This window comes from Verrucomicrobiota bacterium JB022 (assembly GCA_030673845.1).
Taxonomy (GTDB): domain Bacteria; phylum Verrucomicrobiota; class Verrucomicrobiia; order Opitutales; family Oceanipulchritudinaceae; genus WOUP01.
The window spans coordinates 112203-127424 of sequence record JAUTCQ010000012.1 but is presented as its reverse complement, the minus strand read 5'-3'; the positions used below and the strand labels follow the sequence as shown (position 1 = coordinate 127424).

The window sequence follows — 15222 nt, the reverse complement described above, 5'->3', positions numbered from 1 at the left end:
TATGCATGGCAACGGATGCGGCGTTCTGACGGTATGAGTGCGGCTGCTACCCGGGATTTTGGGCTTGCGCTCAGGCTTCGATGCTTCTGCATAAGCCGCTTTTGTCGCGGCTTTGGGCGTTTCCCACCGCGCTGGTCTCATATTTCCTGACGCTTTTTATGACTTACCGAGAACAATGGTTCGGTAACCCTGTGCGCGACGTCGTGGCCGGGGCCGTGGTGGCGCTTGCCCTGATCCCGGAAGCCATCGCTTTCTCCATCATCGCCGGGGTCGACCCCCAGGTGGGCCTTTACGCCTCCTTCAGCATGGCTGTGGTGATTGCCTTCGTCGGCGGCCGCCCGGGCATGATCTCCGCCGCCACCGGGGCCATGGCTCTGCTGATGGTGACGCTGGTCAAAGAGCACGGCTTGCAATACCTGCTCGCCGCCACGCTGCTGACAGGCGTGATCCAGGTGTTGGCGGGTGTCTTCAAGCTCGGCAACCTGATGATGTTCGTCTCGCGCTCGGTCGTGGTCGGCTTCGTCAACGCGCTGGCGATCCTCATCTTCATGGCCCAGCTGCCGGAGTTCAAAGGGCAGGGGGCGCTTATGTATGCCTGCGTGGCGGGCGGCCTGGCCATCATCTACGGCCTGCCGCGCCTGACCAAGGCCGTGCCGTCGCCGCTGGTCTGCATCATTGTGCTGACGATCCTCTCGATGACCCTCGGCTGGGGCGAAAACGACCTCCTGCGCACGGTGGGCGACATGGGCCAACTGCCGGACGCCCTCCCGACTTTCCTCCTGCCCGACATCCCGCTGAACCTGGAGACGCTGCTGATCATCCTGCCGTATTCAGTGCCGCTGGCGGTGGTGGGCCTGCTGGAGTCGCTGATGACCTCTACGATCGTCGACGACCTGACTGATACCAGCTCCGACAAGAACCGCGAGTGCACCGGCCAAGGGATTGCCAACCTCGCCACCGGCCTGATTGGCGGCATGGCGGGCTGCGCCATGATCGGCCAATCGGTCATCAACGTGAAATCCGGCGGTCGCGGGCGTCTCTCCACCTTCTGTGCCGGTATCTTTCTGCTGATCCTCTGCGTGGTGCTGGGCGATTGGGTGGCACAGATTCCGATGGCCGCGCTCGTGGCCGTCATGATCATGGTGTCGATCGGCACCTTCAACTGGGCCTCGTTCCGCAACCTCACGGTGCACAACAAGACCTCCAGCGTCGTGATGGTCGCGACGGTCATTACGGTCGTGTTCACGCACAACCTCGCACTTGGCGTGGGGGTGGGCGTGCTGCTCAGCGCGCTCTTTTTCGCCTACCGTATCTCGCAGTTGCTCGACGTCAGCTCCGAGCTGTCGGCCGACAAGCAGACGCGCACCTACCACGTGCACGGGCAGCTCTTCTTTGTCTCGGCCAGCAAGTTTGCCGAGGCTTTCGACTTTGCCGAAGTGGTGCCCAACATCCGCATCGACGTCTCTCGTGCCCACCTGTGGGACTTGACCTCGATCACAGCGCTCGACCGCGTTGTCTTGAAGTTCCGCCGCGAAGGTGCTGAAGTGGAACTGGTTGGCCTCAACGAAGCCAGCAAGACCCTCGTGCTCCGCCTAGCCCAGCACGACAAGCCCGGCGCGATGGACAATGCCGGCGCCCACTAACCCCAGCCCCGCCAGATCATGAACAAGCTCCTCGTTTGCACCGACGGCTCCGTTTACGCCGAAAGCATTTGCGACCACGCCGCCTGGGCGGCCAAGCGCCTGCAGGGCGACGTGCGCGTGCTGCACATGCTTGAGCCCGTGCCCGTGGCCGCCTACCAGGCCGACTTTAGCGGCATTATCGGCGTGGATGCCCAGCAGAAGCTGTCTGACGAGCTCGTGGCGCTGGAGCGGGCCAAATCGCGCGTGGCGCAGTCTCGGGCCGATGCGATCCTGCAGGCGGCGCAGGCGCGCCTCGAAGCGGCAGGAATCGCTGGCGTGCAGATCCAGACCGAAGCGCGACACGGTCGTCTGGCCGACGCCGTCAGCGAATTTGCGGCCACGCATGAGCTGATCGTGATCGGCAAGCGCGGTGAGCATGCCAATTTCGACAAGGGCCACCTCGGTAGCAACCTCGAGCGCGTCATCCGCACGAGCAAGCACCCGGTGCTGGTCGCGGCCCGGGCTTTCCAGCCCATCGAGCGCGCGGTGATCGCCTTTGACGGCGGCCCCAGTGCGCGAAAGGCGGCAGAATATGCGGCTACGTCGCCCCTCTTCGAAGGTCTCTCGATTCGCCTGCTCTGCGTTGGCACCCAATCCAATGCGGCCAAGCTGGAGCTGGAAGCGGCAGAGCTGAGCCTGAAGAAGGCGGGCCGCAACGTGGTGGTCGACCAGCCGCCGGGCGACCCCGAAAAGGTGATCCCTGAGGTCGTGGCCCGCGAAAAGGCGCAACTGCTCGTGATGGGAGCCTACGGGCAATCGCGCCTGCGGGAGTTCTTTGTCGGCAGCACGACGACGGCCCTCGTGCGCACCTGCCAGATCCCCGTGCTGCTCTTCCGCTAAGAATCAGCGCGGCATCTGCTGGCTCAGGCAGTGCGCCGCGCCGCCTTCCCAGACGAGTTCGCGGCAGGAGACGCCTACTACTTCGTGCCGGGGGAACAGCTCTTGCAGGATGCCGCAGGCGCGGTCGTCGAGCTTGGGCTGGCCATACACCGGCACGAGCACCCCGTCATTTACGATCAGGAAATTCGCGTAGCTGGCGGGCAGGAACTCTTCGCGCGCGCCCGGCACATGGATCGGCTCGGGCAGGGGAAGCCAGGCGAGATCGAAACGACCACCCGAAGCCGTGCGCAAGCCCTCCAGACGCTCCCGGTTGCCCTGCAGGGCGGCGTAGTCGTGGTGACGGCTGTCTTCGGTCACGATGGCGACGATGCCGTCGTCCTTGAAAAAGCGGGCCAGTGTGTCGATGTGCCCATCGGTGTCGTCGGTCGCCTGCCCACGCTCCAGCCACGCCACTTCGCGCATGCCGAGGAACTCCTTGAGGTAGCGCGTGATCGTCGGCTCGGTCAGTTCGCGATTGCGGTTGTGGTTGAGCAACACGCTCTCGGTCGTGAGGCACAGGCCTTGGCCATTGACCTCCAGCGCGCCGCCTTCGCAGATAAAAGGTGCCGCAAAGCGCGGAATCTCCAAGCGCTCTTCCAGTCGCTCGACCAATGCACTGTCCTCATCCCACGGTGCGAACTTGCCGCCCCAGGCGTTGTATTGCCAGTCGACCATCGCCAGCTTGCCCGTCTCGCGGTGCTTGACGAAGGTGGGGCCGAAGTCGCGGATCCAGGCGTCATTGGAAGGCAGGTCGACCCATTCCACGCGATCCAGATCGGCCTGTGCGGCGGCGAGAGCTTTTTCGGCGGCCTTCTGCTGCTTGCGCTCGCACACGATCTTGATCGGCGCATAGCGGGTCGTCGTGGCGAGAAATGCCGCGTATTCGGCTACGGCCTTGTCCTTGCTGTCCGGCCAGGTATGAGCGTGCCACGGCCATGAAAACCAGACCGCTTGTTGGGGCGCCCATTCGGGCGGCATGACGTATCCAAGTTCAGCAGGAGAAGCCATAAATATAGAAAAGGAAGAGGGGAATTGAACAGGAGTTAAAGGAGTAAAAAGGAGTTTTAAAACAGAAGAGAACGAAGGAAACGAAAAGCTAAGTAACCTTTAAAAACGGTTCTTCGTTTGCTTCGTTACCTTCTGTGACGGCTTTGATTGGAACTCTTTTTCACTCCTTTTAACTCCTGTTCCAAATTACAAAATTACATCCTAAGCCTGCCGCCAGCGCTCGGTGATATCGCCGTAGGCGTCGATGCGACGGTCGCGGAAAAAGGGCCACCAGCGGCGGGTGTTTTCCAGTTCGGCGAAGTCGACCGTGGCCATCACGATCTCCTCGTCCAGCCCGCCTTCGGCCACGACTTGACCGTAAGGGTTGGCGATAAACGAGCGGCCCCAAAACTCCGTCTTGCCCTCGGTTCCGATACGGTTGGGGGCGGCGACATAACAGCCGTTGGCAACTGCGTGGCCACGTTGGACGGTCTGCCAGGCATTGTGCTGGGCCTCGCCCAAAGCCGCCTTTTCTTCCGGCAGCCAGCCGATTGCGGTCGGGTAAAAAAGGATCTGCGCACCGTCGAGAGCCGTTAGTCGGGCCCCCTCCGGATACCATTGGTCCCAGCAGATCAGCACGCCGATGCGACCGTAACGGGTGTCCCACGCCTTGAATCCGAGGTCGCCGGGGGTGAAGTAAAACTTCTCCTCAAAGCCCGGATCCTGCGGGATGTGCATCTTGCGGTAGAGCCCGAGCAGCGCGCCGTCGGCGTCGATAATGGCGGCGCTGTTGTGGTAGAGCCCCGGGGCGCGGCGCTCGAAAAACGGCACCACCAGCACGACTTCCAGCTCCTTCGCAACCGCCTGCAGGTGCGTAATCGCCGGGCTCGGCACGCTGTCTGCCAGCTCGAAATGCTCCGGGTCCTGATCGATGCAAAAGTAGAGGGTGTCGAACAGCTCCTGCAGGCAGATGATCTGCGCGCCTTGGCCGGCTGCCTGGCGGACGAGGCGCTCGGCCGTGGCCAGATTGGCCTGCTTGTCTGCCACCACGACATACTGGGGCAGGGCCACTTTGACTTGGGCGGGGGAACGGGTCATGGCTGCACTAAATGCGTTTTCCGGAGTTTTGCACGCGAAAATAAGGCTTGGAAACCGAACAGAAGGTAACGAAGCAAACTTAGCGGCTGGGTTGCAAATGCTGCCAGAGGAAGTCGGCCCGCTGTTTGAGGCCTTCGCGGGCACGCTCGACTTCGGCCTGTCGGGCGGCAAGGTTTTCGTTCGCGATTTGGGCCAGGTCGTCGAGGTTGTAAAGGTAGGTGTTGCCTACTTCTGCGGCTCCCGCCTCGATGTCGCGCGGCATGGCCAGGTCGATCAGGAACAGCGGGCGTGCCGGGCGTTGGTGCACCGCCTCCTTGATGATCTCAGCCGAGACGATGGCCGTGGGGGCCGAGGTGGCGCAGAGCACGATATCGTGATGGGGCAGTTCGCTCTGCCAGGTGTCGAACGGCACGACCTTGGCCTCGATCTCGACCGCCAGCTTGTCTGCGCGCCCGGCGGTGCGACTGGTGACGAGGATGTTTTTCACCCCGCGCCCCTTGAACGCCTTTGCCACGTCCTGCCCGACTTCGCCGGACCCGACGACCAGCACGCTCGCGTGAGAGAGCTGACCGAAAATGCGTTGCGCCAGATCTACCGCCACGTTGCCGAGGCTCACCTGCCCTTGGCTGATCCCCGTATTGGATCGCGCCCACTTGGCCGCCTGAAAGCTCTTCTGGAACACCTTGTGCAAGCGCCCCCGCACATATTTGGCCTTGCTGGCGCGCTGGTAGGCGTCCTTGACCTGCCCCAGGATCTCCGTCTCGCCCACCATTTGCGAATCCAGCCCCGAGGCGACCGCGTAGAGGTGCTCGATCGCTTCCGGCCCGTGCTTGATGTAGGCGAGGTCGCGAAACTCCGCTTCCGGGAACTGGCGGATGTGGCAGAGTGCGTTGACCACCTGTTCCGGCGCATCGGTGTCTTTGCTGGCGGCGTAGACTTCCACCCGGTTGCAGGTATTGAGGATCACCACCTCGTCCAGCGCTTCGAGCTGGGCCAGCACGCGATACATCTCCTGCACGTCGTTACCGGACAGCGCCATGCGTTCGCGGACTTCCATCGACGCCCGCTGGTGGTTACAACCGACGAGGATCAGTGAAGCTCGCTCAGCCATGGTGTGCAACGTCTGCGGGGACCGCCTGGGGATGCGATTGCACCCGGTCGGCCTCTACCGGCCAGAGCGCGAGCAACGCGCCCACGAACAGGCTCAGGCAGGCCACGGAAAGGGAAAAGCCCACGAGTTTTTGCCCCAGCCGCAAGACGAGCACGGCAAGGTAGGCACTCCAGAGGGCGACTGTAATGATCAGCTTGGGGACCGACGTATCGCCCCAGTTGTTCAACCAATAAACCGAGCCGATGACGAGGGCACACGAGAACATGCCGCACCCGATTACCAGCAGGCGAAAGTTGACGCTCTCCAGCTCCACGAGCGAAGGGAAGAGCCGCAGCAGGACGGAAAAGCGCTTGCTCTTCAGCCCGTAATTCTGGGCGAGGTAGAGGCCGCTGGTCACGGCGAGCAGGCCAAAAATACCATAGCTCATCAAGGCGAGCGCAGCGTGCATCTCGATCCACGGGTCGCCAAAAAGCTTGCCCGGCGTCGGGTGGTCCCAACCCGGGACGATGAGCCCCAGCACTGAAAGCAGCGCGGCGAGCGTCGCGGAGACGCTGCCCAGCAGCGAAAGCCGGAAAATAGGCCCAGCGAGCAGGTAGACGAGGATGATCGACCAGCTGATGAACTGCAGCACCTCGTAGGGGTTGCCGATGGGGCAGGCTCCGACGGCAAAGCCGCGCAGGTGGAGGCCGATCGTCTGGAAAAGAAACCCGGCCCCGATCGCCGTCATGATCCACGCCCGGGGAGGGCGCTCCCGCACCCGCAGGGCCCCCAATGCGATTGCGAACGCCACCAGATAACCAATGGCGCCGATAATGACGAAGAGTCGATCCATCCTTCAACAGTAGCCAGTAGCGAGCTGGCTGCAGGTGAAAACAGTCCTTTCTGCCTGATATCGGGCGCGGATCAAGCAGATTAAGACCGGGCAGTCTGGGCTGTCAGGTTTTGCGAGCGTGAGGGTAGGTTCGCTATGCGCTTAGATTGCGGCTTGGCGACCGGCCTGCCACTGCTGGATACGATCGACCATAAACTGGATCCAGGCAGGGTGCTCGTTCATGCACGGGATCAGCTCAAACGCTTCGCCGCCGGCGTGCTTGAAGTCTTCCGCGCCTTCTCCGGCAATCTCTTCCAACGTTTCCAGGCAATCGGTCACGAAGGCCGGGCAGATCACCTTGATGCGCTTCACGCCGTTCGCCGCCCACTCCTTGAGCGTGTGGTCGGTAAAGGGGCGTAGCCACGGGTCGCTGCCCAGACGGCTCTGGAAGCTCATGAAATACTGGTCCGGCCGCAGGCCGAGGCGCTTTGCCACCTCCTGCATCGTGTAGTAGCACTGGTGGCGGTAGCACGTATGGTGAGCCGGGTTGGGGCGTGTGCAACAGTCGCGCGTCACCAGGCAGTGTGCGTGGGACGGGTCGCTCTTGCGGATCTGGCGCTCCGGCACGCCGTGGAAGCTGAAGAGGATGCGCTCCCAGCCATCGTTCTTTTCCACATAGGGGCGGGCGCTTTCGGCCACCGCGTCGAGGTATTGCGGGTCGTTGTAAAACGGCTGCAGGTGCTCCACGAAGAGCTTGTCTTCTACTCCGAGCGCCTTCACTTCCTCCATCACCTTCACCACCACGGTCTCGTAGCTCGACATCGCATAGTGCGGGTACAGCGGCAGCACGAAAAGCTCTTCCACGCCGTCGCGCAGGATCTGCTCCAGCACCGAGCGGATCGAAGGGTTGGCGTAGCGCATGGCCAGATAAACCGGTAAGTCTACCCGCGCGGAAACGAGTTGCTGCTGGTGCTCGCTCACGACGATCAGCGGTGAGCCCTCTTCGGTCCAGACTTCGGCGTAGGCCTCGGCCGACTTCTTGGGCCGGGTATTGAGGATGATGCCCGGCACGACGACCTTGCGCACAAAGGGCAGGTCGATCACGCGCTCGTCGCCGAGGAATTCGGCGAGGTAACGGCGGACGTCGGCGGGGTCGGTGCTATCGGGGGAACCGAGATTGATCAGCAACGCAGCTTGCTTCGGCATAAAGACATTCTTGGCCAATCCGCCGCGACGTCAAACCTCAGACATGCTCACCGGCGTCTTTTGCCAGTTCAACGGCATGGCGACGGGCTGAATCGAGGCAGTCGTAGAGGCCAGGCCCCTCGCGGAAGTTGCCGAGGAAGTGCAGGCCCGGTTGCGCGGCCTCCAGCGCCTGCACACTCGCCAACAGGTTTTCGTAGCCCAACTCGTATTGCGGGATCGCCTGCGGCCAGCACGTTTCCATCACCTTGGTCGGCTCGCCTGTGATGCCGAGCAGTGGCTTCAGTGTGTCCAGCGCGATGCGCAGCCGCTCGGTTTGGGAGAGGTCGACTACCTCTTGGTGCCGCATGCCGCCGAGGAAGCACGAGAGCGCCACCTGACCCTCTGGTGCGCGCCCCGCAAACAGGGTGGAGCTGAAGATCGCGCCGAGCAGCCGCTGGCCCTCCTTGGGCGGGATCAGCACGCCAAATCCATCCAGCGGGTGCCGCACCTGCTCGCGACGAAAGCCCAGCAGCATCGTGGCGACGGGGGCATAGCGGGGCACGGGCACCTGGGCGACCGTCGGGGCGATTTCTGCCGCCCAAGGCAGTTGCGCCCAGCGATGGACCGGCGTCGTCACCACCACATGGCGGGTGCGGATCTCTTGCCGCTGGCCGCCGACGGCTGCAAATGCGATCCGCCAGCCCGGGCCGTCGCGGCGGATATCCTCCAAGCTGGCCCGCAGGGTGGGGGGCTGTTGCAGCTTGGCTGCCATCTGCCCCGTCAACTCCTCCAGGCCGCCACGCCAAGAGACAATCCGGCTCTTGTATGGGGCTTCGCCTGCGGCTTTACGCTGCTGCTTCAGCTTGAGCGCGCCTTTGATCAGGCTGCCGCCCAGTCGCTCGAGGTTCCAGACCCGAGGAAAGGCATGGCGCATGGAAAGCCGCTCGGCGTCGCCCGCGTAGACACCGTTGACGAGCGCGGCGATGCCGTAGTCGAGGAATTCCCGACCTAGCCGGCGTGAGACAAAACTGGCGACGCTCTCGTCTTCCGAGTCCGTCGGGGCACGAAAAGGCTCCAGCGTCACCCCCAGCTTGGCCGTCGGCGAGTAAAGCGGCGTGGTGATGGCCGAGAGGGGCGAGCGCGGCATGGGCCGGATGCGCCCACTCTTCACGAGGAAGCGCTTCGACACCGCGCCGGATGCTGCTGCCATGCGATCGGTCAGCCCATGGCTTTCCAGCCATTGGCCCACCTCCGGGCGCCGCAACAGCAGGGAATTGGGGCCGCGCTCGTAGAGAAAGCCGTCTTCGCGCACCGTCTGGATCGCTCCGCCTACGCGGTCTGCGGCTTCGAGGATGCGCACGCTCACGCCCTGCCGTTCCAGCTCCAGTGCCAATGCGAGCCCGGTGATCCCGGCCCCGACGATGACGACCCCTGCGCTTGGCTCCTGCATCCTGCTACTCATTGGGCAGGAAACGGCGCAATGCCAGCCCAGAGTGCGCTTTACTCATGCTCGATCAGCAGATTCTGCAGAAACGCTTCCGCCAGCGGCGCGATCTGCTCGAAGGCCGCGGGGCTGCCCTCGTAGCGGCTCAGCATCAGGCTGCCGTCGCCCATCAAGGTCAGAAACTCCCGCACGCGGCGCACGACTTCGCCCGATTCTTCCGACACATAGTCGTATTGATACGAGCGGGTGTTGAAGCCGAGCACCACCGTCTCACGGTTGCCCTCCAGCGGGCCGCGCGTGATGCTTACCGTTTGGCCTTGCGGAGCGCGGTCGGCAATTCCCCGCAGGTAACGGAGCTGCGTCTGCTCGTCGAACTTTTCGACCGGAGACGTCTCGTAATGCGCGAGGCCGACAAAGGCGCCCTCCAGCCGGGGCAGCCGCAGCACCGCGGTAAAAGGCGCTACGGAGGCGGCAGGCTGCAGGAAAAAGCCCTCCGGCGGGTACTGGTGGCTGATCCGCAGATCGCCGAAGACGATGCCCAGCTTCTCAAAGATGTAGCCGTCGACGTTTTCCTCGAACGCCTCAAAACGGCTCGACGTGGTGCCCGAGCGGGGCAAGACGATAGCCGGGCCGGGCAGGCTGGCGTAGGGGTCCTCCTCGGCCTGTGCTGCGGTCGGATTATTGGGCGCCTGCGCGAGCACGGGAGCGCTGAAACTGCAACCCGCGCCAGCGAGGGCCACAAGCAAGGGCAGGCGAAATGAACGCACCATTCTTTTCATTAATTGAGCTCGGCGAGTTCGTCCGTCCACAGCTTGGCCTCGACTTCCTTGAAGTAGCCCGGGCCGGAGAAGCCGCCGAGCGGGATGCCAGGAGGTGTGCTGGTCTCGAAAAGCTGGTTGTAGCCAAAGAGGCGAGCAGGACGCACGTAGACGTTGGAGTGGCCGGGCCACCTCTCTTCGGCGATCTCGCTGTCCCACATGCAGACGATAGAGCCCCGCACGACAGCTTCGGTCCCGGCCGATGAGGAGTTCCACTTGTTCGAGGTGTTCCAGTCTTCGAGGAAGCGGAGGAAGTTTGCAATGGAGCCGCTCTGGCTGCTGTTGCCGGTGGTGGTGCTACGACCTGTGGGCACGTTGCCGCTGATGATGGCCATCGAGTATTCGGTGGGCGCGGCAGGGCGAGTGCCTCCGGTGGGGGCTTTGGCCTTGGAATTGGCGCGGCTGTTGTTGGGCTCCCAGTTGGCGCTCAGGAGCACGACCGCGTCGCCTGCGACGGCCGCTGGCGGCTCGCCAGCATCATCCGGCACCTGCATGTTGCCAGTCGTGGGATCGCCGTCGGCGTTGTAGTGCCCCGCCACGTAGACGACGTTGTTGGTCGCGATGGTCAGGCCCTGTTGCGGTAGCTCCTGGCCATTGGTCAAATAGACGCCGTAGTTCCCGACCGAAGGCTGCGCGCCGTCCTGGGCAGGGCCGCCGCCCGAATTGAGCCGGGGGTTGTTCCGCGCGTAGGGCATTTGCACATAGACGCTGCCGTTCCAGAAGCCCGTGGTCAGGTCGTTGCCGATCGGGTCTTCCGTAAAGCGCTGGGTCGGCGGGAGGTCGGCATAATTGTCGACCACCTCCTTGATCTTGCCCACGTCGACCTTCACCAGGTGCACGCGCTCCTGACGGCGGTTGTCGTACAGGCCACCCGTCACGATGGTATTGTCGTTGATGTCCTCGGCGTAGGGCTCAAGGGTGACGATTCCCAGGTCGCGCGGGTTACCCACGTAGCGTTTGCGCGGCGTCCCGTCGGCATTGTAAAGGATTGCCTTGGTCTGCGGGTCGCGCTCGTAGGTATAGGCGGTGACGTTGATGCCGGGATCGTTTGGGTTCAGCTCGACGTTGCCGTAACCGTCATTGCCGGAACTTCCAGTCACCTCGATGACCAAGCCCGCGTTGTAGGCAAACTTGTTCTTCTCGCGCGTCCAGTTCTTGGAGTTTTCTGCCGTGTTGGCGCTGGTAAAAGATGCATCGTCGGATTCCCGCACGGGCTGGATCATCTGGTAGGCTGTGTTCCAGTAATCCGTGCTCTTGGGGTTAAACGGCTTGGCGCTGGGCTGTTCGTAACGGTCCATCCCGGGTACGGTTACCTTCTCTACGCCCATGGCGCCCGTCTTGAGAAAGCCGTTCCAGTTTTTGTAAGCCAGCTCATACCAGTCGTCGTCCTGCTCGGAAATGTGGTTGTCCATCCAGCTCTTGTAGACGAGGCCCTGATAGGAAGAATCAGTCGAGTTGTTCTGGATGGAGCCAAAGCTGCGGTCGCCGGTGCTTGGCCGATCTATCGTATAGAGATCCCCAAGGATATTTTTCGAGAAAGTGCCGTTACGCAGCCCGACAAAGCGTGGAGTGCCATTCGCCCGGAAGTCTCCTGTGTGAAAGGCGACCCATTTGGTGTCGGTATTCCCGTGAAACCAATCCATATAGTGCCGGCCAGAGGCCGTGACGCGGTCGAAGTAGAGGTGGACCGCGTTGCTGGCGTCATTTGAGGTCGAAAAATCTCCGTTCACGTGCACGCGACCTGCCGCCGTGAAGTCACCCCCGGCGTAGGACTCCAGCAGCTGGTTGTAAAAGATCGCGTAAGAGGTCAGCGGCACGGCGTTGACCGCATAAGTGCTGCGGGCATAGCTGGTGGCTCGCGTGCCCTTGGTGCCCGTCAACGTCACCTTGGTGAAGATCGGCACCGTCTGGAACGAGTTCATCTGCTCCAGAAAGGCGGAGCTTTCCATGCCTGGCACCTCGCTGGAAACATACCGCATCGTCCACCCGCTGAGCGTGCCGACATGGATCTCCGTTTTGGCGAAATCCCAGTCGGCATGGAGGGAGTCCGGGAGCAGCGCCTCCAGTTGCGATCTGGGGATATCGATCGTGATGGTATTGCCGGGCTGCAGTGCGCTCGTATTGTTGTCGTAGATACGCTGCAGCTCTTCGCAGACGAGGTAAAAAAGCGATTCGTTGGCCAGGCGCGCCTGCTTGCGCAAGGCGTAGGAGTAGTTGTTGATGACCTCCGTATTCTGGTAGGCCAACATGGAGTAGACGAGGGCACCGAAGGCCGTCGCCAAAAACAGGATGAGGAGATACACGGAGCCTGTTCGCTCGCGGAAGGATTTCAGGATGCTCATTCGTAACCCCTTGGTGCGAAGGAAAGGTTGAGAGTGTTGGCCGTGACGATGCTGGCGTTGCTGGCCTCGTAAATGCCGTCTCCGTTGCTGTCGGTGATGTTGCCGCTGCTGGCCACGACCCCAAGGGCCAAGGCCACGCCATCGTTGGGCAGCTTGATGAAAGCACGATTGTGGTTAAAGGTGCCGTTTTCCGAAGAGACCGTCAGCATGTATTCAGGCTGCTGCTGCAAAGTCAGCGCAATGTAGTCTGAATACGCGTCGATCGTGGCAGGATGGTTGATAGCCTCACCCGGGTTTGGGTCGTATTCGCCGTTCTGGTAGACGCCCACCTGCAGTACCCAGTCTTCGCCCGCTGGCGGCACCAGCTCGTAGCGGAAGAGGGGATAGCCGATCGTCTCACCATCCTGATTGCGCACCGGCTTGCTGCTATCCACCGAATAGGCTATCAGCCGGTCGATTCGCTCATAGGCCGGCAGGGAGTCGTAGTTGACGGTCGCCTGCACGAGAAACAGAAGGCGGCCCGCTTCGTTGGCCCCCAGTTGGTCGTTCTTGGGGTCGTCCCAATCCTCGGCGGTGGTCGAGCGGTAGACGGTGGTGGTGAACGAGCTGAGCACATCGCGGCCGATGTGGTCGGCCAGGTCGCGCACCTCGCTGGCGTAGGCGGTCTTGGCTGCCGCGCCATAATAAGAGCGCGACACTTCGATCATGAAGACCCCGATCGCCCCCAGCAGCATGGAGAGAATCGCCATCGAGATCAGCACCTCCAGCAGCGTGAAGGCCTGGCGGGAGGGCGAAAGGACAAATCGGTGACGCATCTGCATGGGCTCAGGAAGCGTTGTTGTTGGTGTTAGGAGCAAAGGCGCTGATCGCAATGCTGCGCTCGCCTCCACCGCTGGTCACACCATAGTCGCACGTCACCGTGATCTGGTAAGAACGGTAGCCCGAAACGCGCGTGACCGTCAGAAAGATGTTCACGTCGAAAGAGCCGCTTACGTGCCGCTGACCCTGATCGAGCGTGGAGTGAAGCGAGATCGTGACCGGCGTGGCCCCGTTGATAGGCAGGTTATACTTCTGGCCTTCAGAATCGTATACCTCGTAAGAGATTCCGTTGGTGATGTGAGCCTGCCGGTCACCCGGTGCGCTGGTCACCTGCTGCAACATGCTCAGGGCCAGCGAGTGTGCGGCCAGAAAGCGGTTCGTGTCTTCGGCCTCCTTGTAGGCGCGCATTGCTGCGGCCATCACGGCCATCGCGACGACCGCAAAGATGGCCATGCCGATCGCCATTTCCACCAAGGTGAAGCCACGGCGAGGCCTGCGAGCATAAGGGGACAGTAGCAGCATTTACCTTCAGGTATCGGGAATCTCAGCGACTCCTGAAGGTCTAACCAAATTTAAGTTTAAAGGTCAACTTTAGTTGGTAATTATGGGCTTAAATACCCTCTTATCGAGAAAGCGTAAAGCCCTATTTTTGCTTAAGTAGAGCTCTTATCCATGCGGAATGCAACGCGCTCTTAGATCGTGCGGGCGTGCCGCTTTTCTTCGGGCTTCAAATAAGCGTCGAAGGTCATCGCAATGTTGCGCAACAGGCGCCAGCCGATATCCGTCACTTCCAGCCCCGCCGGGGTAAGCGTCAGGAGGCCGTCCTGTTCCATTTCGGCCAGGCTGGGCAGGCTGCGCTGGAAATACTCCAGCGGCTGGATCCCATAAGCGCGCTTCAGGTCTGCCCACTGCAGGCGACCGTGGCACATCACTTCCATGATCGCATGACGGCGGATCTGGTCGTCGTCGGTCAGCAAGTAACCACGATCCACGGGCCATGATCCACCCTCTACCGCTGCGTAATAGCCCTTGAGGTCTTTCACGTTTTGGCGGAAGCTGCCCGAAGTCTGCGAAATGGCACTCATGCCAAAGCCTGCGATCTCGCGGCCCGCGCGCGTGCTGTAGCCCTGGAAGTTGCGGTGCAGGGTGCCTTCGCGCTGGGCCACCGCCAGCTCGTCATCGGGCAACGCGTAGTGGTCCATCCCGATAAAGGCATAGCCGGCGGCCAACAGACGCTCGTTGGCTCTTTCGAGCATGGCCAGGCGCTCCTCCGTCTCCGGCAGCGGCGTCTTGCGCTCCAGAATCTTCTGGGCGGGGGCCGACCACGGCACATGGGCGTAGGCAAAGATCGCCAGCCGGTCGGGCTGATAAGTCAGCACCTCGTCGAGCGTGCGCGTCCAGCTCTGCGGCGTCTGCTCGGGCAGGCCGTAAATCAGGTCGATATTGACGGAGTTGAAACCGGCGGCGCGGGCCTGTTCGATGCACTGGCGGTTCATCTCACTCGGCTGAATCCGGTGGATTGCCTCCTGCACCTTGGGCTCCACATCCTGCACGCCAAAGGACGCACGCCGGAACCCCGTCTCGGCCAATACCGCGATCTTCTCGGCGTCGACGGTCCGCGGGTCCAACTCCACCGACAGTTCTGCGTCAGGCGCATACGTAAAACGCTGGCGCACCAGCTCCATCAACCGGGCCAGTTGCGCCACGGTGAAAAAGCTGGGCGAACCGCCGCCGAGGTGCAACTGCTCCACCGGGCGTTCGGCCCCGGTCGCGGCCACATAGAGGTCCAACTCGCGCTCCAGCGCCTGCAGGTAGCGGTCGGCACGCGAAGTGTCCTTGGTGATCACCTTGGCGCAGGCACAAAACCAGCACAGGCTCTCGCAAAACGGCAGGTGAAAGTAGAGGGAACGCGGGCCGGTTTGCTGGACCGCGTCGGCGATCAACGTGGCCGGCTCGACCTTGTCCGTGAAGTGCAGCGCCGTCGGGTACGACGTGTAGCGAGGCCCGGGGCGCTGATACTTTTCCACTAAGGCACGGGGAAGCATG

General features: G+C 62.3%; 13 protein-coding genes. 2 read left to right on the top strand and 11 right to left on the bottom strand.

What is annotated here, in order from left to right:
- The first annotated feature begins 158 nt into the window (after positions 1-158).
- Together Q7P63_07510 and Q7P63_07505 are read left to right on the top strand one after the other, a co-directional pair.
- Positions 159-1643: a SulP family inorganic anion transporter gene (locus tag Q7P63_07510; protein ID MDP0499934.1), complete on the top strand. Its 1485-nt coding sequence runs from the start codon at positions 159-161 to the stop codon at positions 1641-1643.
- An 18-nt stretch (positions 1644-1661) separates the two neighbouring features.
- Positions 1662-2522: a universal stress protein gene (locus Q7P63_07505; protein ID MDP0499933.1), complete on the top strand. Its 861-nt coding sequence runs from the start codon at positions 1662-1664 to the stop codon at positions 2520-2522.
- Positions 2523-2525: 3 nt separating this feature from the next.
- On the opposite strand, the gene Q7P63_07500 is transcribed toward Q7P63_07505, so the two are convergent.
- From Q7P63_07500 to hemN, 11 genes are all read right to left on the bottom strand, one after another.
- Positions 2526-3539 carry an agmatine deiminase family protein gene (locus Q7P63_07500; GenBank protein ID MDP0499932.1) on the bottom strand — a complete coding sequence of 338 codons (1014 nt, stop codon included), beginning with the start codon at positions 3537-3539 and terminating at the stop codon, positions 2526-2528.
- A gap of 231 nt (positions 3540-3770) precedes the next feature.
- Positions 3771-4646 (bottom strand): carbon-nitrogen hydrolase, encoded by an 876-nt coding sequence (locus Q7P63_07495; GenBank protein MDP0499931.1) that lies wholly within the window; start codon positions 4644-4646, stop codon positions 3771-3773.
- Positions 4647-4725: 79 nt separating this feature from the next.
- Positions 4726-5757: a glutamyl-tRNA reductase gene (gene hemA / locus Q7P63_07490; protein ID MDP0499930.1), complete on the bottom strand. Its 1032-nt coding sequence runs from the start codon at positions 5755-5757 to the stop codon at positions 4726-4728.
- Positions 5750-6589, bottom strand: a complete 840-nt coding sequence (gene ccsA, locus Q7P63_07485) for a cytochrome c biogenesis protein CcsA (GenBank protein MDP0499929.1) — start codon at positions 6587-6589, stop codon at positions 5750-5752. The genes hemA and ccsA overlap by 8 nt, the downstream gene beginning before the upstream one ends.
- 141 nt (positions 6590-6730) lie before the next feature.
- Positions 6731-7774, bottom strand: coding sequence for a ferrochelatase (hemH, locus tag Q7P63_07480; protein ID MDP0499928.1), 1044 nt, complete (start codon positions 7772-7774; stop codon positions 6731-6733).
- A 37-nt stretch (positions 7775-7811) separates the two neighbouring features.
- Positions 7812-9203, bottom strand: a complete 1392-nt coding sequence (hemG, locus tag Q7P63_07475; protein MDP0499927.1) for a protoporphyrinogen oxidase — start codon at positions 9201-9203, stop codon at positions 7812-7814.
- A 50-nt stretch (positions 9204-9253) separates the two neighbouring features.
- A complete protein-coding gene (locus Q7P63_07470; GenBank protein MDP0499926.1) occupies positions 9254-9967 on the bottom strand; it encodes a hypothetical protein in 714 nt (237 codons plus the stop codon).
- An 8-nt stretch (positions 9968-9975) separates the two neighbouring features.
- Positions 9976-12357 carry a hypothetical protein gene (locus Q7P63_07465; protein MDP0499925.1) on the bottom strand — a complete coding sequence of 794 codons (2382 nt, stop codon included), beginning with the start codon at positions 12355-12357 and terminating at the stop codon, positions 9976-9978.
- Entirely contained in the window at positions 12354-13172 is an 819-nt protein-coding gene (locus Q7P63_07460) for a prepilin-type N-terminal cleavage/methylation domain-containing protein (GenBank protein ID MDP0499924.1), read from the bottom strand. Before Q7P63_07460 ends, Q7P63_07465 begins: the two co-directional genes overlap by 4 nt.
- 10 nt (positions 13173-13182) lie before the next feature.
- A complete protein-coding gene (locus Q7P63_07455) occupies positions 13183-13698 on the bottom strand; it encodes a prepilin-type N-terminal cleavage/methylation domain-containing protein (protein ID MDP0499923.1) in 516 nt (171 codons plus the stop codon).
- Between the two features lie 170 nt (positions 13699-13868).
- A complete protein-coding gene (gene hemN, locus Q7P63_07450) occupies positions 13869-15221 on the bottom strand; it encodes an oxygen-independent coproporphyrinogen III oxidase (GenBank protein MDP0499922.1) in 1353 nt (450 codons plus the stop codon).
- Position 15222 lies beyond the last annotated feature (1 nt).

Coding starts and splice junctions, on each gene's coding strand:
- Q7P63_07510 (MDP0499934.1), top strand. CDS start 159: ATGACTTACCGAGAACAATGGTTCGGTAACCCTGTGCGCGACGTCGTG.
- Q7P63_07505 (MDP0499933.1), top strand. CDS start 1,662: ATGAACAAGCTCCTCGTTTGCACCGACGGCTCCGTTTACGCCGAAAGC.
- Q7P63_07500 (MDP0499932.1), bottom strand. CDS start 3,539: ATGCCGCCCGAATGGGCGCCCCAACAAGCGGTCTGGTTTTCATGGCCG.
- Q7P63_07495 (MDP0499931.1), bottom strand. CDS start 4,646: ATGACCCGTTCCCCCGCCCAAGTCAAAGTGGCCCTGCCCCAGTATGTC.
- hemA (MDP0499930.1), bottom strand. CDS start 5,757: ATGGCTGAGCGAGCTTCACTGATCCTCGTCGGTTGTAACCACCAGCGG.
- ccsA (MDP0499929.1), bottom strand. CDS start 6,589: ATGGATCGACTCTTCGTCATTATCGGCGCCATTGGTTATCTGGTGGCG.
- hemH (MDP0499928.1), bottom strand. CDS start 7,774: ATGCCGAAGCAAGCTGCGTTGCTGATCAATCTCGGTTCCCCCGATAGC.
- hemG (MDP0499927.1), bottom strand. CDS start 9,203: ATGCAGGAGCCAAGCGCAGGGGTCGTCATCGTCGGGGCCGGGATCACC.
- Q7P63_07470 (MDP0499926.1), bottom strand. CDS start 9,967: ATGGTGCGTTCATTTCGCCTGCCCTTGCTTGTGGCCCTCGCTGGCGCG.
- Q7P63_07465 (MDP0499925.1), bottom strand. CDS start 12,357: ATGAGCATCCTGAAATCCTTCCGCGAGCGAACAGGCTCCGTGTATCTC.
- Q7P63_07460 (MDP0499924.1), bottom strand. CDS start 13,172: ATGCGTCACCGATTTGTCCTTTCGCCCTCCCGCCAGGCCTTCACGCTG.
- Q7P63_07455 (MDP0499923.1), bottom strand. CDS start 13,698: ATGCTGCTACTGTCCCCTTATGCTCGCAGGCCTCGCCGTGGCTTCACC.
- hemN (MDP0499922.1), bottom strand. CDS start 15,221: ATGCTTCCCCGTGCCTTAGTGGAAAAGTATCAGCGCCCCGGGCCTCGC.